The organism is Chamaesiphon sp. (genome assembly GCF_041738855.1).
GTDB lineage: Bacteria > Cyanobacteriota > Cyanobacteriia > Cyanobacteriales > Chamaesiphonaceae > Chamaesiphon.
In genome coordinates, this window is record NZ_JBGSPA010000204.1 from 31,345 (window position 1) to 53,225 (window position 21,881).

The 21,881-nt window shown below is 49.5% G+C and carries 16 protein-coding genes; 6 read left to right on the plus strand and 10 right to left on the minus strand.

Features of this window, described 5'->3' with window-relative positions:
- Positions 1-107 precede the first annotated feature (107 nt).
- Positions 108-785 (minus strand): global nitrogen regulator NtcA, encoded by a 678-nt coding sequence (ntcA, locus tag ACEW9I_RS22080; protein WP_373542478.1) that lies wholly within the window; start codon positions 783-785, stop codon positions 108-110.
- Between the two features lie 400 nt (positions 786-1,185).
- On the opposite strand from ntcA, the gene fabI reads away from it, so the two are divergent.
- Positions 1,186-1,962, plus strand: coding sequence for an enoyl-ACP reductase FabI (gene fabI / locus ACEW9I_RS22085; RefSeq protein ID WP_373542479.1), 777 nt, complete (start codon positions 1,186-1,188; stop codon positions 1,960-1,962).
- A gap of 97 nt (positions 1,963-2,059) precedes the next feature.
- Here the strand turns inward: fabI and ACEW9I_RS22090 are convergent, their stop codons facing one another.
- From ACEW9I_RS22090 to ACEW9I_RS22100, 3 genes are all read right to left on the minus strand, one after another.
- Positions 2,060-2,455, minus strand: coding sequence for a PPC domain-containing protein (locus ACEW9I_RS22090; protein WP_373542510.1), 396 nt, complete (start codon positions 2,453-2,455; stop codon positions 2,060-2,062).
- Between the two features lie 155 nt (positions 2,456-2,610).
- Positions 2,611-3,084, minus strand: a complete 474-nt coding sequence (lspA, locus tag ACEW9I_RS22095; RefSeq protein ID WP_373542480.1) for a signal peptidase II — start codon at positions 3,082-3,084, stop codon at positions 2,611-2,613.
- Positions 3,085-3,094: 10 nt separating this feature from the next.
- Positions 3,095-3,709 (minus strand): biotin transporter BioY, encoded by a 615-nt coding sequence (locus ACEW9I_RS22100; protein ID WP_373542481.1) that lies wholly within the window; start codon positions 3,707-3,709, stop codon positions 3,095-3,097.
- A 236-nt stretch (positions 3,710-3,945) separates the two neighbouring features.
- On the opposite strand from ACEW9I_RS22100, the gene psb27 reads away from it, so the two are divergent.
- A complete protein-coding gene (psb27, locus tag ACEW9I_RS22105; protein WP_373542511.1) occupies positions 3,946-4,344 on the plus strand; it encodes a photosystem II protein Psb27 in 399 nt (132 codons plus the stop codon).
- 279 nt (positions 4,345-4,623) lie between these two features.
- Positions 4,624-6,174 carry a hypothetical protein gene (locus ACEW9I_RS22110; protein WP_373542482.1) on the plus strand — a complete coding sequence of 517 codons (1,551 nt, stop codon included), beginning with the start codon at positions 4,624-4,626 and terminating at the stop codon, positions 6,172-6,174.
- 39 nt (positions 6,175-6,213) lie between these two features.
- On the opposite strand, the gene ACEW9I_RS22115 is transcribed toward ACEW9I_RS22110, so the two are convergent.
- Entirely contained in the window at positions 6,214-6,753 is a 540-nt protein-coding gene (locus tag ACEW9I_RS22115) for a hypothetical protein (RefSeq protein WP_373542483.1), read from the minus strand.
- Between the two features lie 272 nt (positions 6,754-7,025).
- On the opposite strand from ACEW9I_RS22115, the gene ACEW9I_RS22120 reads away from it, so the two are divergent.
- The 3 genes from ACEW9I_RS22120 (at position 7,026) to ACEW9I_RS22130 (ending at position 10,208) form a co-directional block, all read left to right on the plus strand.
- Complete coding sequence (locus ACEW9I_RS22120) at positions 7,026-8,210, plus strand: aspartate aminotransferase (protein ID WP_373542484.1); 1,185 nt, start codon at positions 7,026-7,028, stop codon at positions 8,208-8,210.
- Positions 8,211-8,316: 106 nt separating this feature from the next.
- A complete protein-coding gene (locus ACEW9I_RS22125; protein WP_373542485.1) occupies positions 8,317-8,601 on the plus strand; it encodes a hypothetical protein in 285 nt (94 codons plus the stop codon).
- A gap of 62 nt (positions 8,602-8,663) precedes the next feature.
- Positions 8,664-10,208 carry an anthranilate synthase component I family protein gene (locus ACEW9I_RS22130; RefSeq protein ID WP_373542486.1) on the plus strand — a complete coding sequence of 515 codons (1,545 nt, stop codon included), beginning with the start codon at positions 8,664-8,666 and terminating at the stop codon, positions 10,206-10,208.
- Between the two features lie 291 nt (positions 10,209-10,499).
- Here the strand turns inward: ACEW9I_RS22130 and ACEW9I_RS22135 are convergent, their stop codons facing one another.
- The 5 genes from ACEW9I_RS22135 to rpsT all read right to left on the minus strand — a co-directional run bounded on the left by ACEW9I_RS22135 (position 10,500) and on the right by rpsT (position 21,518).
- Entirely contained in the window at positions 10,500-14,528 is a 4,029-nt protein-coding gene (locus ACEW9I_RS22135; RefSeq protein ID WP_373542487.1) for a DNA-directed RNA polymerase subunit beta', read from the minus strand.
- 141 nt (positions 14,529-14,669) lie between these two features.
- A complete protein-coding gene (locus ACEW9I_RS22140; RefSeq protein ID WP_373542488.1) occupies positions 14,670-16,544 on the minus strand; it encodes a DNA-directed RNA polymerase subunit gamma in 1,875 nt (624 codons plus the stop codon).
- A gap of 177 nt (positions 16,545-16,721) precedes the next feature.
- Entirely contained in the window at positions 16,722-20,024 is a 3,303-nt protein-coding gene (gene rpoB / locus ACEW9I_RS22145) for a DNA-directed RNA polymerase subunit beta (protein WP_373542489.1), read from the minus strand.
- Positions 20,025-20,374: 350 nt separating this feature from the next.
- Positions 20,375-21,169, minus strand: a complete 795-nt coding sequence (locus ACEW9I_RS22150) for a TatD family hydrolase (protein WP_373542490.1) — start codon at positions 21,167-21,169, stop codon at positions 20,375-20,377.
- Between the two features lie 61 nt (positions 21,170-21,230).
- Entirely contained in the window at positions 21,231-21,518 is a 288-nt protein-coding gene (gene rpsT, locus ACEW9I_RS22155) for a 30S ribosomal protein S20 (RefSeq protein WP_373542491.1), read from the minus strand.
- Positions 21,519-21,881 lie beyond the last annotated feature (363 nt).

Consider the following 21,881-nt stretch of genomic DNA (forward strand, 5'->3'; position numbering starts at 1 on the left):
CTTTGCGATCGGATGCAAAATTCAATAAGTAGCCTAGCTGGTGCGTTACGCTTGCGCTAACACACCCTACAATTAAAACCTAAAGCCTAATACCCAAAACCTAAAGCCTAATTAAACTGTTGACTCAAAGCCACCGGATTGTGAACGGTAATTTTTTTCTTCTGAATGGAGATAACTTGATTGTCTTCGTCGCGTAAGTCGCCGAGGAGACGAGTGACAGTGACGCGGGTAGAGCCGATCGCTTCGGCGATCGCTTGGTGTGATAGCTTGAGATCGATCGTGATGCCGTTGCCATTGGGGATGCCAAAGTCCCTACACAAGATTAATAAGAAGCTCGCCAGCCGCGATCCCATATCCCGATGTGCGAGGGTTTCGATCATCATCTCTGTCTGAAGAATCCGCGAGGATAAGCCTCTGAGCATGATCCAAGAGAGTTCGGGGTTGTCTTGGAGAGCCTTGGTAAATTGCTCGATCGATACCGATAACAATTCTACTGGGGTAAATGCCACCGCATGATAAAACCTGTCGGACTTGTTGCCCGTAATCAGAGAAAGTACCCCAAACACGCTATTTTCGCGCAGCAGTGCCACGGTAATCTCTTCGCCTGCTTCGTACACCCGTGACAGCTTTACAGCACCTTTGGTGAGGAAATAGACGCGTTCGGCAGGATCGCCAGGGAAAAAAATCGTCTTGTTGCGATCGAATGTCTCTAAAACAGGTGGGAATGCGCCTCCAGCCATTTGCTGAAAGACACTAGCGATTGGTTTATCTTGCATCATGACCATCTTAATCTGCACTCACTTGGAATATGTATACTCATCATTTCAGCACCAGCGCAGAATGCCAACCTTGCTTGTCTCGCTGCTTGGTGCGCCAAACCATAGGCTTTGCCTAGGAGCGCGATCTGCTGTGTGACTGGGGATTGGGGATCTCAGCTCCAGACAGCCTCAGCTCAACTTTTGTCACTATTCGAGTACAGGCGACTAGCTTTGTGTCACGATCGCATCTACTAGCTATTGGTATTACAGAATACTTAATCTAACTTGCACATAGTTTTTTGTATACTGGACTACCAAACATTCGGAGATTGGGGATCGGGGGGTCGATCGCCACAGCGAGAATTGGTCATGGCTGGCAGGTAACTGATATCATGAGCCGTGCGAGTTAAGATGGAACAAAATTATCGTGTTAAATTTAAGCGGCAAGAACGCATTGGTAACTGGAATAGCCAATAATCGATCGATCGCCTGGGGAATTGCCCAACAACTTCATGCGGCTGGAGCAAACATCGGGATCACTTATCTCCCCGACGAAAAGGGGAAGATGGAGCGCAAAGTTGAAGAATTAGTCGCACCGCTCAACCCCAGTATTTATCTGCCGTTGAATGTTGTTGACGATCCGCAGATCGATCGCACGTTTGCTGAAGTTGGTGAAAAATGGGGACGAATCGATATTCTGATCCACTGTCTCGCTTTTGCCAACCGAGAAGATCTATCTGGAGATTTTAGTAAGACTTCGCGGGCGGGTTTCGCGCAGGCGATGGATATCAGTACTTATTCACTCACGCGGCTGGCGGGTGCAGCCAAACCGTTGATGACTGAGGGTGGAAGTATCGTCACGCTGACTTATTTGGGCGGCGTCAAGGTGATACCCAACTATAACGTGATGGGGATTGCTAAAGCTGGATTGGAAATGAGTGTACGTTATCTAGCCTCAGAATTGGGTGCCCAAAATATCCGCGTCAATGGCATTTCCGCAGGGCCGATTCGGACATTGGCATCTTCGGCGGTTGGGGGGATTTTGGATATGATTCACCATGTTGAAGCAGTTGCACCACTGAAGCGGACTGTTACTCAAACTGAGGTAGGTAATGCTGCGGCTTTCTTGTGTAGCGATCTCGCCAGCGGGATTACCGGACAAATTCTCTATGTTGATGCTGGTTATGAAACTGTTGGAATGTAGATAACAGTTGATAGTTGATAGTTGATAGTTGACAGTTGACAGCGGTTTGAGATCTGGAGAAAACCTCCGCGTGATTGCATCCGCAACTGTCAACTATTTACTGAGACTTCAATTTACTAACTTTTAGTCTAAATCTACCACTGCTTGTTTCGCCAAAACCTTGAACGCGGACGACATAAGTACCTGGATCTTTGATTCTGATAAATAGCAAAGAATTACTAGTACCATCGGGGCCATCATCATTTTTACCGACATTTTTACCTTCAGCATTGAGGAGCATGACTACCGGATCGAATTCCTCAGAACTAAGATCGATCGCAATTTGATCTCCGGCTGTCAATTTGATTGCATAATCTCTCGCAAAGCCACCATCACCAGTAGGAATATCGCGATCGGAAAGAGTATCGATCGCTTCTCCACTTGGGGGTAATTGAATCGGTGTATATACAAACTTAGTTAATTTGATATTTTTAGGGTTAGAGTCACCATTCATCGTGCGAGGGCTGGCGAAGGCATCGTGACAAATAAGTACTTGTCCTAAAATCATTGACAACAATAATAAGTAGCGATCGAGGGAAGTTGGACTTGGCATGATTAAATATTGCTTGGACGATCGCTAGGTAATTAGAGATTGATTTTGGCTAGATCCTAACGAGAATTGGCTCGTGGCTGATATATAAAGCTATGGATCAGTAAGCAAACAACTCCTAAATTAATCGATACATCTGCCCAGTTAAAGATTGCAAAATTGATGATTCGCAAGTCGATAAAATCCACAACAGAACCACCAAAAAATAAGCGATCGATCCCATTTCCGGCGGCACCCGCTAAAATCAGACCAAAGCCCAACTGCTCCCAAATATTATTAAAAGTTTTAAAAATACCAATTCCCGTCAGAACAATACTAACAATCAATGATAGCCATCCCAACCAAGGACTACCTTCTAACATACTAAACGCTGCCCCATAGTTACGGATATAAGTAAAATGAAAGACATTCGGAACGATCGGGATTGATGTCCGCTCGATTTGTAAGTTTTCGACAATCGCGCGTTTGCTAAGGATATCGATCGTGAGATTGACGATCGCCGCCATCCAAAAGTAATAATTTCTGATTTTCACGTATAAAATATTAATAGAACATAATTTTTCGCATCACAAAAGCGATCGATGCAGCAGTGCATCCCAGTACCAATTGACTGATAATTGGATAGATCGAATAACGGGTGATTGACTCTAATAATTTAAATTCATTTAAACCCGACAAATCAATAAATTTAAATAAAACTAAATAGATAATTCCGAACGAATGGATAGCGATCAAACCGCACAAGCAGCTCAACCCGAGATATTCTAGAGGCGGAGTTGATGTACCTCGTCCACTCGAAAATCGCCTAAAAGCCAGTTGTCCACATACCCAAGATCCCGGCACAAATCCCAATAAGTAACCAAAAGTAGGTCGCTGAAGATATTCGATGCCACCACCATCATTGAAAACTTTCAACCATAGTAATCCCAATAATAAATAAGTCACTTGAGTTAGGACCCCAGCAGTTCTTCCACCCAAACAACTGGCTAATAAAACGGCACCAACTTGACACTTAAATCCTAATGGATAAGCAGTAACTCCAGCACTGAGCCATTGCCAAGGAGAATTGGTAACATAGGCGGGGAGGAAGTTTGCGCCGATCGTTAGAAATAAACCAACAATCGTCCACATTAAAATATAAGGACGAGAAATAGTCATACACGGAAGATCGGGGTTGGGGAGATGAGCTAGCCTAGTCGATCGATCGGAGCGCGCCGATCGACTAGGTTAATCGTTGTCGATCGCTTGAAAATAGTCAAGTAGAAGACCTCTTTTTACTACTCGAACACTCCTGCACCCGACACCCAAAACCCCACACCGCTACCAACTGCGATCGCATTCGCGCTAGGATAGACAGTAGTTTTGGAGTTTTAAATTCTACATTAAAAATTATGTTGAAGCGTCTGTGGTCGCAGTTATTTGCGTTAGTACTGGTGGTTGTCGTTGGCTTAGCTGGCTGTTCGGCTAGCCCTGGCGGACTGGTTGGAAATTATCGACAGGATACGATGACTGTCTTGAATAGTATGAAAGCTGTACTAGAGTTACCTGATGACTCCCCAGACAAAGCCGCCGCACAGTCTTTGGCACGTCTAAACATCAATGATTTTGCTTCCCGCTATCGCCAAGATCCAGCTCTTACCAAGCTGAGTTCGTTTACTAGTATGCGGACTGCACTCAACTCGCTGGCTGCTCACTACGCGGCTTATCCCAATCGCCCCTTGCCAGCCAAGCTCAAAACCAGTCTAGAGCAAAAATTCAAGCAGATCGAGTCAGCATTGCAACGCGGGACGTAAAGTAAGCAGTTGACAGTTGAGTTACGGTTGCTACATCAGCGATGGCTTACCCTCCAACCCCGCTTTCCAAGGGGGAAGCTCTAACTCCCTCCCCTTGGAAAGGGGATGGCTGGGGCGGGGTAAAGATCTACGTAACAAATCAACCCATTCGCGATCTGACGTGGAACTTTCTGTCTAAATCATCTGTCCAAACGAAAAAGAGTTGAAGGGGAAGTCGATCGACAGATTGGCTTCTCCTTTGTACTGACAAACTTATCTACCCCGATCGCGAACGTTACTATGGATTGTACGCTCCAAGAATATTTGCCCGTATCGCTAGCGAACGGCTGGCACAAGTGGCATCAGCACTTATTACTAGGGGTATTGGTGACAAGTAGCGGGATTTTGCAAGGCTACCAGGCGCAATCCACCCTAGCACAGAATTTAAGTACGGATTATTGCCACATTTCGCCAGCAGAAGTGAGTGCCAAAAATGTCCTGCGACTAGCTGCTCAAAAAGGCGATCGCAATAGTCAAGCCAAGTACGGAGATCTTGTCAAAAAGCACGTCAATTACGTCCAGCAATGTCGGCAAAAAAGTTGGTTGAAAAATCAAGCAATTTGGGTGCGACTGTACCCTTGTGACACCCGTCCTGGTGCCTTAGAAGAGATATTCGATCGGATGGTCGATCGCGGTTATAACCAAGTTTATGTTGCCACATTTTATGGCAAAGCATTGTTACCGCGATCGACCAATCGTACCGCCTGGAATTCCGTCCTCACAACGCGTGATACAGACAAAACCGATCTCCTCGCCGATGCCATCCAAAAAGGGCGCGATCGAGGCATGAAGGTCTATGCGTGGCTGTATAGTCTCAATTTTGGCCCTGAGTATGGGGTAACTCCCGAGGGGCAGTCAGCAGTCGCGCTCAATGGTCGCGGTGAGACGACTTTGTTTGCAGGTGAAGAGGGTTTTCAAAAAGCAACAGATGGCAATACTAGTTCGGTTTTATTTGTCGATCCTTACAGTAATAAAGCCCGAACTGATTATGAAAAAATGGTTGCAGAAGTAGCCCGCCGTCGTCCCGATGGGATTTTGTTTGATTATATTCGATTCCCAAGGGGTCAGGGCGGTCAATCGATCGCCAGTCATGTCAGAGATTTATGGATTTATGGTGATGAATCGCGGCAAACCCTAGCGGCGTTGGCTCAAAATAGCAAAGGGACAGACTTGATCGATCGCTATCTGACCAAAGGTACCATCACAGTCAACGATCTCAAAGAGGTAGACCAACTCTATCCCAATGAAGTTGCACCCCTGTGGCAGGGACGTACCCCCCTTGCCGATGAAGGGAACATGTCCTATGAGGAGAAATTTCCGTGGATCGAGTGGGACTTATGGCAACTCGCCCTCGCTCACGCCAGTCAAGGTGTGGTGAGTTTTCTGCAACGAGCGACGTTACCTGTCTCACAACAACAGCTCAAATCTGGAGCGGTGTTCTTTCCAGAAGCTAATCAACCCATCGGTGGCAGAGGCTTTGATTCGCGGTTGCAAGCTTGGGATCGATTTGCGACTACTGAATGGCACCCGATGGCTTATGCGACTTGCAACCGGAGTGATTGCATCACCGAGCAGGTGCGCCGCGTCCTGCGCTTTGCTCCAGCCAAAACCGAAGTTGTGCCCGCACTAGCTGGGAACTGGAGCAAGCCGACGGAAGGTCGTCCATCGTTAGAAGATCAAATGAATGGGATTCGCCGCAGTCTCCCCCAGATTCAGTCGATCAGTCACTTTGCATTTTCGTGGCAAGAACCAGAGTTGGACTACTATCGCAGTTCCTGTCAGTTGAAGTAGGGCGCAGATAGGAGCGGCGGCAAGCAGCAGATTTTTGGCTTACTTACGATCTACATTAGATTTAACTTGCAGCTCATAAGTAGTTTTGACTTGAGAGTTGGGTTTCATCCTCCCAGCAAACTTCCACCGGAGATAATTGTAAGCAGTCGCAGGTGCATCTTCCTTACCTAGTGTCGGTTTGGCGGCAAATGTCCTCCCACCATCAATACTAAATAATAATTGGGCACCGTCGCTTGCCGTTGCGGAATCTTTGACATAATTGGTTCCCCTCGGAATGGGTTGTTTGAGGACCAGATTCCTAAGTGGACAGCGACTATTATTTTTAGCAATCACTGTGTATCTGATGATATCTCCTGGTTTGACTGATGCTTTGCCAGCAATCAGTTGATAGGTAACTTGATTATTGACGATCTTTTTTTTGTCAGCAGTAAGTGTGAGGGCAACTCGCTGGGCAATTGGCTTGGAATCGATGCAGGGCTTGGCTCTGTGCTGACGAGCACTGGCAGCAAGCTGCGGGATCGTGAATCCAGCTCCAACCATGCCAATGCACCAGAGAATGCGGAAGGGTAACTTGGACATAGCAAGGTTTAGTGAGATTGGATAAAGATACTAAGATTGAGACGCGCGAATAGAGCTGAAGTTGCCTGCTGAAAATGTTAAGCCGCGAACTAGGTCTACCAGCTCCGATCGGGTTATAGTAAGTCTGACTAGGATCGAATTACATCATTTGCGATCGGGCACAGCCCACACTTCGCGAACGAACCCGATCTTCTAGATCCACGCACGCCCATCCGATTTGCGCCTCCACCAGCGGTTGGGCTGTCGATCGCACTGCATTACCTATATAGACAATGACCTTAGACTGGATTAGCCCCGCCGAACGCCTCCAATCGCTTCCCCAATACGTATTTGCGCGGTTGGAAGAACTCAAAGCCAATGCCCGCTCTCAGGGAGTAGATCTGATTGACTTGGGTATGGGCAATCCCGATGGTGCTGCGCCAGCACCCGTCATTGCTGCTGCCAAAGCGGCTCTAGATGAAGCCACCAATCACGGGTATCCGCCATTTGAAGGTACTGCCAATTTTCGGGGCGCGATCGCCAAATGGTACGCTCGTCGTTATGGTGTCACCCTCGATCCCAATAGCGAGGCATTGCCCCTGCTCGGCTCCAAAGAAGGACTGGGACATCTAGCCTTAGCTTACATCAATCCTGGGGATACAGTGCTCGTCCCTAGTCCAGCCTATCCAGTCCACTTTCGTGGTCCCGCGATCGCTGGTGCCAAGATCCACAATATCATCCTCAAACCCGAAAATGATTGGGAGATCGATCTCCATGATATTCCCCCAGATGTCGCCCGCAAAGCTAAAATTTTATTCTTTAACTACCCCAGTAACCCCACTGGAGCCACTGCTTCGAGATCCTTCTTTGAGGATGTCGTCGCCTTTGCTCATGAGTACCAGATCTTATTGGTTCACGATCTCTGCTACGCCGAGCTTGCCTTTGACGGCTACAAGCCCACCAGCCTGCTAGAAATCCCTGGAGCCAAGGAGATCGGTGTCGAGTTCCATACCCTCTCCAAAACCTATAATATGGCGGGCTGGCGCGTCGGCTTTGTCGTCGGCAATAGTCAGATCATCCAAGGACTCCGTACGCTCAAAACCAATCTCGATTATGGGATTTTTGCCGCCATCCAAACCGCCGCTCAGACTGCCCTCGAATTGCCAGACGAATATGTCACTCAGGTGCAAAACCGTTACCGCGAACGGCGCGACTTTATGATTCAAGGGTTAGCCAAATTGGGCTGGAACATCAAACCTACTAAAGCCACGATGTATCTCTGGATTCCGTGCCCTGTGGGCTGGAATTCTACCGATTTTGCGCTAACGGTATTGCAAAAAACAGGTGTGGTATTTACACCAGGCAATGCTTTTGGAGTCGGCGGTGAAGGCTATGTGCGGATCAGTCTGATTGCCGATCTCGACAGGCTGGGTGAAGCTATTCAACGACTTACGGATGCGGGAATTCGGTATGAGTAGGAGCGTGAATGGTGGATGGCGATTCGCGCACGCCTTTGTTCCCCGACGGTTTAGCGAATCAAGACAGTGAATAGTGAATGGTGAATGGATTCGGAGGGAAGGGAGTATGGTATCTGGGGCAATTTGGGAAAAAGAACTTAGTGATGTATTTACATTGGTTGAGTATCCACAGACAACAACTGAGCCGCGCTGCTTGATTATTGGTGGCGATCGATCTGGAGCAAATACAGCGAAAACCTTATCAATTTTTTTCCATTCTTGGGGAATCGATCGCGAAACTATTACCAATCTGCACTGCTCGATCGTGTTTCAAGCCGTGCTAGAAGTCGGAATTGTCGATGAGATGTCTGGGTTTACGTTTGAGGATGCCCTCGCCTGGGCTAGTGATTAATTATTTCCCTAAACTCACCCGAACAGGGACAATGGGATAAATACCCAGCCGCAATCTTCGCAATGATCTTCCCCAGCTTCGATCGATTCAGTCAGCTAGCAACTCAAGGTAACTTTATCCCTGTCTACCAGGAATGGGTTGCCGATCTCGATACGCCAGTCTCCGCGTGGTATAAGGTGTGTGCGGGTCAACCCTATAGCTTTTTGATGGAATCTGTCGAGGGTGGCGAAACCGTCGGACGGTATAGTTTCTTGGGCTGCAATCCGCTGTGGATATTGGAAAATCGAGGCGATCGCACGACCAAAACTCACCGCGATGGGACTGTCTCGGTTTTTACAGGCGACCCGTTTCAGACGCTGACTGAATGTCTAGCACCTTATACGCCGATTAAGCTGCCGCAACTTCCTGGTGGGATCGGGGGGCTGTTTGGCTTTTGGGGCTATGAATTGATGAAGTGGATCGAATCACGAGTCCCCGTTCATCCAGCTACCGCTGATGACCTTCCCGACGGCTTGTGGATGCAGGTAGACCATCTGCTGGTATTCGATCGCGTCAAGCGCAAAATTTGGGCGATCGCTTATGCGGATCTGCAAGGGTGCGATGGCGATCTCGAACTTGCCTATCGTCAAGCAGGCGATCGGGTCAAAACGCTGGTCGCTAAACTCCAACAACCCCTCGCACCGAGACTCCTCGAATGGACACCGCCACAACCTAGCCCCGCACTGACCGAACTTCCGGCGGCATATACGAGCAATACCTCCAAAGCCGAATTCTGTGCGAATGTAGCTAAAGCTAAAGCACACATTACCGCTGGAGATGTTTTTCAAGTGGTGGTGTCGCAACGCTTGTCTACTGCGTATACTGGCGATCCATTCGATCTGTATCGATCGTTGAGCTTGGTCAATCCCTCTCCCTATATGGCTTACTTCAACTTTGGGGATTGGCAGCTCATCGGCTCTAGTCCCGAAGTGATGGTCAGAGCCGATCGCAATTATGATGGTTCGCTCAAAGCCACGCTCAGACCGCTAGCTGGTACCCGTCGGCGCGGACAAACACCGCAAGAAGATGACGCACTAGCATTGGAACTACTCGCAGATACCAAGGAAGTCGCCGAACATGTCATGTTGGTAGATCTGGGACGCAACGATCTGGGTCGAGTATGTCAGAATGGCACGGTGATTGTCGATAAGCTGATGACGATCGAGCGTTATTCACACGTGATGCACATTGTCAGCAATGCGATCGGTCAACTCGCACCGGACAAAACCGCCTGGGATTTGCTCAAAGCTTGCTTTCCAGCAGGTACAGTCAGCGGCGCACCCAAAATCCGCGCGCTGGAAATCATCCACGATCTCGAAGGCTGTCGGCGGGGAGCTTATTCGGGAGTGTATGGTTATTATGATTTTGAAGGGCAATTGAATACGGCGATTACGCTACGAACGATGGTCGTTCGTCCTGATGGTGCTGGCGACCATACCGTATCTGTTCAAGCAGGTGCGGGATTGGTGGCGGATTCCGATCCAATCACTGAGTACGAAGAAACTTTGAATAAAGCCAGAGGGTTGCTAGAAGCAATCCGGTGTCTAGCGATCGACGATCCCCAGTAGCAGCTCTGCCCGAGCTAGATGCTAGCGGCTGGCAAGCTCGTAGAAATACTGCTGTAGCGGACGGGGTTCGCGCCCCGTCTGTGCCTACGGCAGGCTTACGCCAATGACACGCCGAGCTTCGGATCTCCTCCGGAGACGCTACGCGAACGTCTACGGGGAACCCGAGGGTTTAGCAAATCAAGACACAATCGCTGTGCTGTCCTAACCACCTTGGCGGTTGCTATAAAAAAGGCTTACGTAAAAACGTAAGCCTTTTGTTAATAAGTTGAGAGCAACTACTCGCGATCGCAATTATTCAAAATCATCATCGTCATCACTGTCTCCTGGCGGTGCCCAGTCGAACTCGTCTTCCTCCTCAGTGCTAGCCGCTTTGACGGTATCGCCATAGAGTCCAGCAAATTCGTCTTCCTCTTCTGGGCTAGAAGGCTTGATAATGGACAAACCACCAAGAGTCGGATCGTCGAGATCGTAGCTGCGGGCAGTGCGATCGTCCAGAATCATATCCTCGTCAGTACCGATCGTGCCGCCTTCATAGCTACCATACAGCCCTGGTGAGCCGTAGTCACTATCCATCATCGGGCTGGAGAAGTTGGAGTCTTCATAGGCATTGAAGCCTGTACCAGCAGGGATGAGACGACCGATGATCACGTTTTCTTTCAAGCCGCGTAGCCAGTCAGATTTACCTTCGATCGCGGCTTCAGTCAGGACGCGGGTAGTTTCTTGGAAACTTGCAGCCGAGATGAAGCTATCGGTATTCAAGGATGCCTTGGTGATCCCGAGTAGCATCGGCGTATATTCCGCCGGAGCCGCACCAGTGATTGACATGGCTTCATTGACTTGTTCGACTTGGCGGAGTTCTTGAAGTTCTCCAGGCAGCATCGTGGTGTCACCACCATCATCGATCCGGACTTTGGATGTCATCTGACGGACGATCACCTCGATGTGTTTGTCGGCGATCTCGACCCCTTGGGATTGATACACTGACTGCACCTGATTTACCAGGAACGCTTGGGCCTTTTGGAGGGCAAGCAGAGCCGCTTCAAAGACGCCGTTTTCTTCACGGAAATGGTTGAAGTAGACTTCCAGAATCTCGTGCGGATTGAGCTGTCCGTCGGTAAGTAAGTGCCCAGCTTTGACAACATTGCCATCCGATACGAGTAAGTTTTGACCGGGACCGAGGAAATATTCTTCCACGGCACCACTGGCATCGATCACTTTAATTTCGGTGGGTTCGTTATCATCGTTGTAGATGACAGATGCAGTACCATCACGACGGTTGAGGATACAAGGTTCTTTAGGTTTGCGGGCTTCGAGGAGTTCTTCGATCCGTGGCAAACCTTGAATGATATCTCCAGTTTTCGATCGCTCGTAGACTAGTAGCACCAAGTTATCACCCCGCTGCACCAGATCTTCAGTATCGATGTGGAGGATGGCTCCTGGCGATACCCGATAGGGACGCGCGATCCGCAGCACGACTGATGAGTCGGTGACCGCTACTACCTGACCGGATTCAGGGCTATTTAGACCTGGGGCAAGTTCAGTACCTGATACTACCAATTTACCAACTTTGACAGTCGGTGCGGTACCGTTGGTATCGATGCTAAGGCGATCGACATCGCGAACGACAAGTACGCGCCGCACGGATTCGGCACCTTGACGGATGCCGCGCACTTCCCCATGATTCTTACACCGAATTTCTGTCCGCGCTACTACTGCCCCAGGGGCGATTTTTTCACCATCAGCGACGAGAGCTTCGGTATAAGTGCTACCACCGAGGTTATCTCCAGCGGTATCGCGCCGGATAGTGAGCGATTCGAGGATGACTAGTTGCAAGCGGAGGTCGCCAGTTTCTTCATCTTTGACCAATTCGATATCGGCAGCAAGTTGAGGAGTACTGGTAGAATCCATTTCTAGCACCAGTTGGGTGCGGAGGAGTTCGACCCCATCGATGGATTTGACGCGTTCGCCATCTTTGTATGGCACGCGCTGAACGGCACGGAGTTCGATGGTGACAGATTTGCCTTCGGTAATTGCCCCACGACTGCCAGCTTGATTGACGGAAGCTTGGGAAGGGAGATTTGGCTCGTCTGGAACTTGGTATTCGATCGTCGGACGGATCAGTAAGGCTGAACCTTCGGGAGTTTCGACGTATTCCAGATACCGGAGTTCGGTAACTGCTTCGAGTTCGGGGACGGGTTTTTGACCTGGATAGCAAAGGGTACCAGTTACGGACTGTCCAGCTTCAGGATCGTCTAAAAGATGTAGCTCTCCAGGTTTGATCGTAATCTCACGGAGAATGTCATTTTTCTGAACGACTTCAATAATCCCCCCAATCCCACAGAAGATATCGCGAATGACTTCGGTACCTGCTTCGACGTATTGACCGTCTTCGACATTGAGCAGGGAGATGTCTTTGTTGACCTCATGAGATTCTTCGGGAATCCAGATGATTGTGCCACCTTGAACGACCTCATAGCCCTGTTTAGCTTTACCTTTTTTCTGGACATCCAGACCAGCAAATTTGATGATGCCACCCGTTCGCGTCCGATACCGATCGTCCACTAGTTCGGCGACAGCGGTACTGTTTTGCACCTTGGTCCCTGGAGGCGTCAGGAGTTGGAAGCGTTGATTGTCATCGGTGACGATCGCGTATTGTTCGCGGCCAGATTCGGCGTCTACTTCGACTTTGGCGCGATCGAGTGAGACAGAAGCAGTGATGATATCGATTTCCCGTTCGCCGCGCAGTCTGACCACCCCACCGCTGACAGAAATCAACCGAGTTTCAGCCAGGACGCCATGTTCGGCGATCTGGTCGCCGTTCTTGACCATCGGCTCGGCTCCAGGGGGGAGGTTGTAGACTTCCCCAGAAAGTACCCAGATCAGTCCTCCCCGTTGAGCGATCCGCGTCATGTTGCCTTGACGATCGGTTTTTTCTTCCGGTACGATATCAGCAAATAAGACTTCCCCCGCCAGATCTGAGGCGACGTCTTTAGTAGCTTTTTCGGTCGAGCGACCACCGCGACTCAAGGCAATTTCTGCCAACAGATCGCCAGTTTTGACATCTGAACCATCAGCGACGAGCAGCAGTGAACCTGGGGTTAAATTAAAGACTTTTTTCTTGCCTTTACCCTTGGGTTCGAGAATTAGGTCGCCATTGACTTCAACTTGTTCGCGATCTTCACCGTGCTTGGTGCGGACAGCGCGGACGCGGAGGTTGGAAAATTTGACGGTACCATCATGAGGGGCACGAATTTGTTGTTCGACTTCCCCTGTGAACACCCCACCCGTGTGGAATGTCCGCATAGTAAGCTGGGTACCAGGTTCGCCGATCGATTGCGCGGCGATAATCCCGACGGCTTCACCAAGATCGACGAGATGTCCATGTGCCAGACTCCAACCATAGCACAGTTGGCAGACCGATCGGGCAGCTTCACAAGTCAGTGCCGATCGGGCGAAGACAGATTTGACATCCGCTTTGGTGATTTCCTTAATCAAATCTTCGTCTAGTTGCTGATTGCGGCTACCGATTAAGGCTTTGGTTTCGGGATGGAACACATCAGCGGCGAGTACCCGTCCGTGCAACCGACTGGCGAGGGAGATCAGGACGCGATCTCCATCTTTCATCGCTTCGACGGTGAGTCCGCGCGTCGTCCCACAGTCATGTTCGCGCACGATCACATCTTGGGAAACGTCCACCAACCGCCGCGTCAGGTAGCCCGAGTCCGCCGTCCGTAGTGCGGTATCGACGAGTCCTTTCCGCGCTCCATAGGAGGAGATGATATATTCGGTAACAGTTAAGCCTTCTTTAAAGTTGGTCTTAATTGGTAAGTCGATGATTTCCCCTTGGGGGTTTGCCATCAATCCTCGCATCCCGACGAGCTGACGTACCTGAGACAAGTTACCCCGCGCCCCAGAGAATGCCATCATGTAGACGGAGTTGAGCGGATAATTGGTGCGGAAGTTGTTGACTACTTCGTCTTTGAGACTTTCGGAAGTGATGTTCCAAGTATCGATGACTTTTTGGAACCGCTCGACTTCAGTGATCTCCCCACGGGTGTACTTAGCTTCGGTTTCGTCGATCGTATTTTCGGCAGCTTCGAGCATTTCGCGCTTCATCGGCGGAATCTTGAGGTCGTCGATACTGATCGATACCCCAGCTCTAGTCGCGAACCGGAAACCCAATTCCTTGAGTTTGTCTGCCATCTGGGCTGTCCGAGCGGTACCATAGTGCCGGAATGACCAGGTGATCAATTTTTTTAACTGACCTTTATCAACCATGCGGTTGTTAAAAACGATCGGCTTTCTCTCTTTTTCGCTCATGATCTAGGCTTTAGGTGTTAGGTATTAGGCTTTAGGTGTTAGATGTTAGGGCTTGGGTATTAGGTTTAGGTGTCGGTTTTAGCCTTGCGACTTGGGTCGCAGGTGTCTAAAACCTAAAGCCTAAAGCCTAAAGCCTAATCCCTATACCGAGAGGACTTCCTGAATGGTCTTGTTGTAGATAATCCGCCCGGGGGTGGTATAGATATATTGAGAAAGCATTTCCCCTGTGCTGGTTTCGCGCACGCGGCGGTATTTATAGAGCTTGGTAATCGTCCCATCGCCACCTGAAATCGTTTCTAGTGGTTCTTTCTCATCATCGTCGGACTCCATTAAGCCGTCATACCGCACCCAGATAAAACTATGGATATTGAGTTCGGCGCGATCGTATGCGCGGACGGCATCTTCGAGGTTGGCAAAATAGCGATCGGTTTCAGCTAAAGCTGGATTCCGAGCGGTCAGATAGTAACAACCCAAGACCATATCCTGCGATGGAGCCACGATCGGCGAACCCGTTGCTGGTGAGAGAATATTGTTACTCGCCAACATCAGCAGTCTGGCTTCGGCTTGCGACTCTAGGGAGAGTGGGACATGCACCGCCATCTGGTCGCCATCAAAGTCGGCGTTAAATGCCGGACAGACGAGGGGATGGAGCTGGATGGCGCGACCTTCGACGATAATCGGTTCAAAGGCTTGAATCCCCAGACGGTGCAGAGTTGGTGCCCGATTGAGCATCACTGGGTGTCCAGAGATCACTTCTTCGAGGACATCCCACACGGTCGGATCGCCCCGTTGGATGAGTTTTTTGGCAGCTTTGATATTATTGACGAGGTTATTCTTGATCAACCGATGAATCACAAATGGTTGGAACAATTCGATCGCCATTTCTCTGGGCAATCCACACTGATGGATTTTCAGTTTTGGCCCCACAACGATCACGGAACGACCAGAATAATCCACCCGTTTACCGAGCAAGTTCTGGCGGAACCGTCCCTGTTTCCCTTCGATAATGTCCGAGAGAGATTTGAGGGCGCGGTTATTGGCACCAACTACCGTCCGTCCCCGCCGTCCGTTATCAATTAGCGCATCGACAGCTTCTTGCAACATCCGTTTTTCGTTACGGACGATGATTTCTGGTGCCAAGATTTCTTGCAATCTGGCGAGACGGTTGTTCCGGTTGATCACCCGTCGATACAGATCGTTCAAGTCCGAAGTTGCAAAGCGTCCGCCATCGAGTTGCACCATTGGGCGCAAGTCGGGGGGAATCACGGGCACATAGCTCAGGATCATCCACTCGGGACGGCTACCTGTCGCGATAAAGTTATCGATCACCCGCAGGCGTTTGATCAACTTGGCGCGTTTTTGCCCCTTGGACTCACTAATCTGCTCGCGGAGCTTTTCAGCCTCATCTTCCAGTTGGAGGTCTTCTAGGAGCCGCTGGACGGCTTCGGCACCGATGCCGACTTCGACTCCTTCTAGGAGTGAATCTTCACTATAAATCCGCTCTTCGATCTCCAACCACTGTTCTTCAGTCAGGAGTTGTTTATAACCGAGGGTGTCATCGTTACCTGCGGCGAGGACGACGTAAGAGTTGAAATAGACGATCTGTTCGACATCCCGCAATGGCATATCGAGCAAGATACTCAAGTAGCTCGGAATCCCCTTCAGGTACCAAACGTGTGCCACTGGTGCCGCTAGTTTGATAAAGCCCATCCGGTGACGGCGGACGCGGGATTCGGTGACTTCGACGCCACAGCGTTCGCAGACGATGCCGCGATGCCGTACCCGCTTGTATTTACCACAATGGCACTCCCAATCCTTGGCGGGGCCAAAAATCCGTTCGCAGAACAAGCCGTCCATCTCCGGCTTCAATGTCCGATAGTTGATGGTTTCTGGCTTGGTGACTTCCCCAACTAATTGCCCATTGGGTAAGTTCCGCGAACCCCACTCTCGAATCCGATCGGGTGAAGCAATCCCAATCTTAACGTAATCAAACTTGGTTTCTAGCTTTTGACGCATGTTTTCTGGGGCTTAGTGATTAGGGATTGGGGGGATGGTGAATGGTGGATAGTGGATAGTGGATAGTGGATGGTGGATTGAGTTTTAAATATTAGGGGATAAGAATCGAGACGTGCTTGCATGTCTAATTCTATTCACTACTCACCATCCACCATTCACCATTCACCTAGCACCTTCCTACCCTTCTTCGCCATCGTCTCCACGAGCAAAGGACTCATACGTGGGACGGGAGGGGGCGCGGCGGGTATTGACATCGGCCATCAGATCGACTTCGACGTCGCGGCTATCGCCATCGGGTGTCTGTTCGACTTTGTGAACGGCGATATCTAGTCCGAGCGATTGCAATTCGCGCATCAGTACCTTGAAGGATTCGGGGGTACCAGGACTGGGGATGGATTTACCTTTAACGATCGCGTTGAGCGCATCATTTCGTCCCTGCATGTCGTCGGATTTGACGGTCAGCAACTCTTGGAGAGTATACGCTGCACCGAAGGCTTCGAGTGCCCAGACTTCCATTTCTCCGAACCGTTGACCACCTTGCTGGGCTTTACCACCGAGGGGTTGTTGGGTGACGAGGGAGTAAGGACCTGTCGAACGGGCGTGGATCTTATCATCGACGAGGTGGACGAGTTTAAGCATATACGCCTTTCCGACCGTTACAGGTCGATCGAATGCTTCACCAGTCCGACCATCGTAAACTGTAGTTTTACCTGGCTCGTTTTTATCGAAGATCCATGGCTTGTTCTGGGCTTTAGCCGCTGCTTTGAGCTTGCCATGAACCGTCGTTCGCGACGCTTCGGGGGCATACATTTCATCAAAAGGTGTGACCTTAAAACGCATGCCGAGGTTGTGTCCCGCCCAACCGAGCAGACATTCAAATACCTGACCAACGTTCATCCGTGAGGGCACGCCTAGAGGATTGAGAACGATATCGACAGCGGTACCATCTGGTAGATAGGGCATATCTTCAACGGGCATAATCCGCGAGACGATCCCTTTATTCCCGTGTCGTCCCGCCATCTTGTCTCCGACTTGGATCTTCCGTTTTTGGGCAACGTAGATCCGGACGACCATATTGGCTCCAGGTGGCAACTCGTCGCCTTGTTCGCGGGTAAATACCCGCACGTCTACGACGCGACCTTTTTCACCATTAGGTACCCGCAGGGAGTTATCGCGGACATCCCGCGCTTTTTCACCAAAGATGGCGCGGAGGAGTTTTTCTTCTGGGGGCTGATCTGATTCACCTTTGGGGGTGACTTTGCCGACGAGGATATCGCCTGATGTCACCCAGGCACCTTTACGGATGATTCCGGTTTCGTCAAGATTCCGTAAGGATTCCTCACTGACGTTGGGAATTTCACGAGTGATCTCCTCGGGACCAAGTTTAGTTTGACGCGCTTCGATTTCAAATTTCTCAATGTGGATACTCGTATAGAAATCCTGAGAAACCAATCGTTCGCTAATTAGAATCGCATCCTCATAGTTGTATCCTTCCCACGGCATATAAGCCACGAGGATATTTTGACCTAGAGCCAGCTCTCCGCCCTCAGTTGCCGAACCATCTGCCAGTACTTGACCCGCCACCACGCGATCGCCAATTTGGACGAGCGGACGTTGGTTGAGGCAAGTATCCTGGTTGGAACGGTGATATTTTTGAAGCAGATAAGTCTGCATCCGATTATTATCGCCCTTGACTTTGATCGATTCGGCTTCGATGAAGCTGACAACACCATCAAATTTGGCAACAACGACCATCCCTGAATCTCGCGCCGCTTGGACTTCCAGCCCCGTACCGACTAATGGACGTTCGGGTCGAAGTAATGGTACCGCTTGCCGCTGCATATTAGAACCCATCAGGGCACGGTTGGCGTCATCATGTTCGAGGAACGGAATCAATGATGTGGCGACCGAAATAATCTGTACGGGCGAAATTGCCACATAATCCACCTGGTCGGGTGTCGTCGTAGTAAACTCATGCCGATATCGCACAGGAATCGTCGAACCCAAGATATAACCATTTTCATCGGTGGTGATATCTCCAGGTGCTACCCGCAGATCGTCTTCCATATCCGCAGTCATATATTCGGCTTCTAGCTCCCGCTTCACCCGACCATTTTCGACAGGTAAGAACGGTGTTTCGATGAATCCATATTGATTGACTCGCGCGTGAGTCGCCAATGAACCGATCAAGCCTGCATTTGGCCCTTCAGGTGTTTCGATCGGACAAATTCGCCCGTAGTGGGAGGTGTGGATATCGCGGACGGCAAAACCCGCGCGTTCTCTGGTCAAACCACCAGGACCTAGAGCTGAGAGGCGGCGTTTGTGGGTCAACTCTGCTAGCGGATTGGTCTGATCCATAAACTGCGACAGTTGGGAGGAGCCGAAAAATTCCTTGACTGCGGCGACTAATGGCTTGGGATTGACCAAACTGGCAGGAGTCAAGCTACTAGTCTCAGATACGGTCATCCGTTCGCGGATAATCCGTTCCAAACGGTTGAGACCGACCCGAATTTGGTTCTGGAGCAACTCACCTACCGATCGCACGCGCCGATTGCCGAGGTGATCGATGTCATCGGTGCTACCGATATCAAATTCGAGATTGATCAGATAATCGATCGCACACAAGATATCTTGCGGTGTCAAGACGCGGACGGTATCGGGGGTAGTCAGTCTCAGCTTGCGATTTAATTTATACCGACCAACTTTACCCAGATCGTAGCGTTTGGGGTCAAAGAAGCGTGAATCCAGCAGTTGCTGACCACCACTGACAGTAGGCGGCTCACCTGGACGCAGCTTTTTATACAGCTCCATCAAGGCTTCTTCCTCAGTGAGGTTGCCTTCTTTATCGATTGTCTTTTGGTAAAACTCAGGGTGACGCAATGAGTCGAAAATCTCGTTGTCAGTCAAGCCCAAGGCTTTTAATAATACCTGCGCTGACAGTTTGCGAGTCTTATCGATCCGTACCCAGACGATATCATTCTTATCCGTCTCAAACTTCAGCCACGCTCCTCGGTTGGGAATGAGCGAGGCACTGTAGGTACGGCGACCATTTTTGTCGAGTTCGGACTTATAATACACTCCAGGCGATCGCACGATCTGATTGACGATGACACGTTCGGCACCGTTGATAATAAACGTCCCGCGATCGGTCATCAACGGTAAGTCACCAATAAAGACATCTTGCTCGATGATTTTGCCTTTATCTTCTTTATTGATCAGTTGAGTTGGCACATACATTTGTACCGCATAGCTAGCATCGCGTCGCTTGGCTTCGTCTACATCGTACTTGGGACGTTTGAGCTTATAATTTTTCGCGAGGAACCGCAGTTCCAGTTTTCCCGTGTAGTCAGTAATCGGTGAGAAGCTATCTAATTCTTCGATCAAGCCTTCTTCCAAAAACCACCGAAAACTAGAACGCTGAATCTCTACTAAATCGGGCAGCATGTATGTGGATGCTGTCGTAGTAATCTGACTAGTCATGATATTCCTCTCCAGGCAGGTTCTAAACGGTTATTCAGTTATTTCAGTCTCATGGCGTTCGAGTTTGACACTTAGTCAGCTGTCAGTTCGCTGCTCCTGAACACCAACGGCGGGATTACTTTGCTTTATAAAGGCTGTGTCAACGAACGGATAAATATACATACTTTCCCCATGCGAGTAGTGACTTTTTGGCACCGAGCTGATGTCTGGTGTGTTTGAAAGAAGATCGACCTGCGAGTGTGGGGTGGAGAGCATCTTCGGGATGATGGTATATTGAGTTAAGATGATGTAGTGGGATCGCCTTCGGTATGCCGTGCGAACGAGTGCAGATATTAAATATAATTGAATGATTAGCCAACTGGAGCCAACACTGGTAACCTAAATAAGTGGCGGGCGTTGATAGTAGTGCGCTCGGCTAGTGTGTCGAGACTTTCGCCGCGCAATTGAGCTAGGTAGCTAGCGACGTAACTTACAAACGCTGGTTCGTTGCGTTTACCGCGTTTGGGTACAGGTGCCAAAAATGGACAATCAGTCTCAATTAACAGCCGATCGATCGGCACAAGCTGTGCCGCAGCTTGAATTTGAGTAGCATTTTTAAAAGTAACTACACCACTAAAACTAATATAAAACCCCAAATCCAAAAACCATTGTGTTTCGGCTGGAGTCCCCGACCAACAATGCATTACACCCCGAATCTGTCCAAATTCTGACCAGAATTCTTGACAAATTTGGCGCATCATGCTAGCAGCATCACGACAGTGGATAATGACTGGTAAGTCTAACGATCTGGCAATTTGGAGTTGCGATCGAAAGACATCGATCTGCTGTTGGTGGTTATCAGCTTTAAAAAAGTCTAAACCCATCTCACCGATGGCGACTACCCGCCGATCGCTACTGGCTAGCTCACGAATCTGGTCATCCAAATCCGCTTGCCATGAGCCTGCATCTAGAGGATGTAAGCCAACAGAGAAGAATAGTTCGGGTAGCTTGTCGGCTAATGCCTGTGTTTTGGCAAATTCTGCTGGCGTAACGCAAGAGTGTACCAGTTGGATCACTCCATTTGCCCGCCATCGATCGCGTACCGCCTCTAGATCTGCCTCGAAGGCATCAAAGTTGATGTGAACGTGAGTATCAATTAGCTGCATTTAGCACAGATTAACTGTTGTCGTTGACAAAGCCGCTAGATCGTGAGCATCGAGCAGTGGTTTAGGCAGATTTAACAGCGATGGCTTGAGCTAACCGCGATTTTTTGTTGGCACCATTATTGCGATGCAACACACCTTTTTGGACGGCTTTATCAATCTTTTGATAGGCTTCAGACATACATTTTTGGACTTCGGCTGAGGTTTCAGCCGAAGGTGTTGCTGTATGCTTCTCGACCGCTGTGAAGTACTTCTTCATCAGCGTCCGTACGGCAGATTTATGAGACTTGTTGCGAAGCCGATTCCGTTCGGCGATATCGACACGTTTGATTGCAGACTTAATATTTGCCACAGTTAGCCCTGGGAAAACTTACGTTTAAGAAAAATTGACATGATGCCAGACATATAAGCATAACACAACTATCGAAAAATTAGCAAGCTGCTGATGACCCCATCTGGTGATGACGCTTTGAGAGTTAGCTTGTAATAATGCTTGCCAACTAAAAGTAACACTATGCGTTCCAATCACTTTTAGTTTATTAGAGATATGTGATGTGTGCAATTGGCTAAAAAATCTCAACTCTCGCTGCTGAAGATATTGACTATGATAGCGCAGGCTCCAAATAATTGCCGAGTGGATAGCTGAATGCTTGTGGATTCGATGCGGTGCTGATACAGCGCACGCTCGAATTTATCTTAGAGTCTATGTACTATT

Excerpts from the sequence above, each read along its gene's own strand:
- ACEW9I_RS22100 (WP_373542481.1), bottom strand. The coding sequence starts at position 3,709 with ATGACTATTTCTCGTCCTTATATTTTAATGTGGACGATTGTTGGTTTA.
- ACEW9I_RS22130 (WP_373542486.1), top strand. The coding sequence starts at position 8,664 with ATGATCTTCCCCAGCTTCGATCGATTCAGTCAGCTAGCAACTCAAGGT.
- ACEW9I_RS22115 (WP_373542483.1), bottom strand. The coding sequence starts at position 6,753 with ATGTCCAAGTTACCCTTCCGCATTCTCTGGTGCATTGGCATGGTTGGA.
- rpoB (WP_373542489.1), bottom strand. The coding sequence starts at position 20,024 with ATGACTAGTCAGATTACTACGACAGCATCCACATACATGCTGCCCGAT.
- ACEW9I_RS22120 (WP_373542484.1), top strand. The coding sequence starts at position 7,026 with ATGACCTTAGACTGGATTAGCCCCGCCGAACGCCTCCAATCGCTTCCC.
- ACEW9I_RS22110 (WP_373542482.1), top strand. The coding sequence starts at position 4,624 with ATGGATTGTACGCTCCAAGAATATTTGCCCGTATCGCTAGCGAACGGC.
- ACEW9I_RS22140 (WP_373542488.1), bottom strand. The coding sequence starts at position 16,544 with ATGCGTCAAAAGCTAGAAACCAAGTTTGATTACGTTAAGATTGGGATT.
- ACEW9I_RS22125 (WP_373542485.1), top strand. The coding sequence starts at position 8,317 with ATGGTATCTGGGGCAATTTGGGAAAAAGAACTTAGTGATGTATTTACA.
- ACEW9I_RS22090 (WP_373542510.1), bottom strand. The coding sequence starts at position 2,455 with ATGAATGGTGACTCTAACCCTAAAAATATCAAATTAACTAAGTTTGTA.
- ACEW9I_RS22150 (WP_373542490.1), bottom strand. The coding sequence starts at position 21,169 with ATGCAGCTAATTGATACTCACGTTCACATCAACTTTGATGCCTTCGAG.
- ntcA (WP_373542478.1), bottom strand. The coding sequence starts at position 785 with ATGGTCATGATGCAAGATAAACCAATCGCTAGTGTCTTTCAGCAAATG.
- ACEW9I_RS22135 (WP_373542487.1), bottom strand. The coding sequence starts at position 14,528 with ATGAGCGAAAAAGAGAGAAAGCCGATCGTTTTTAACAACCGCATGGTT.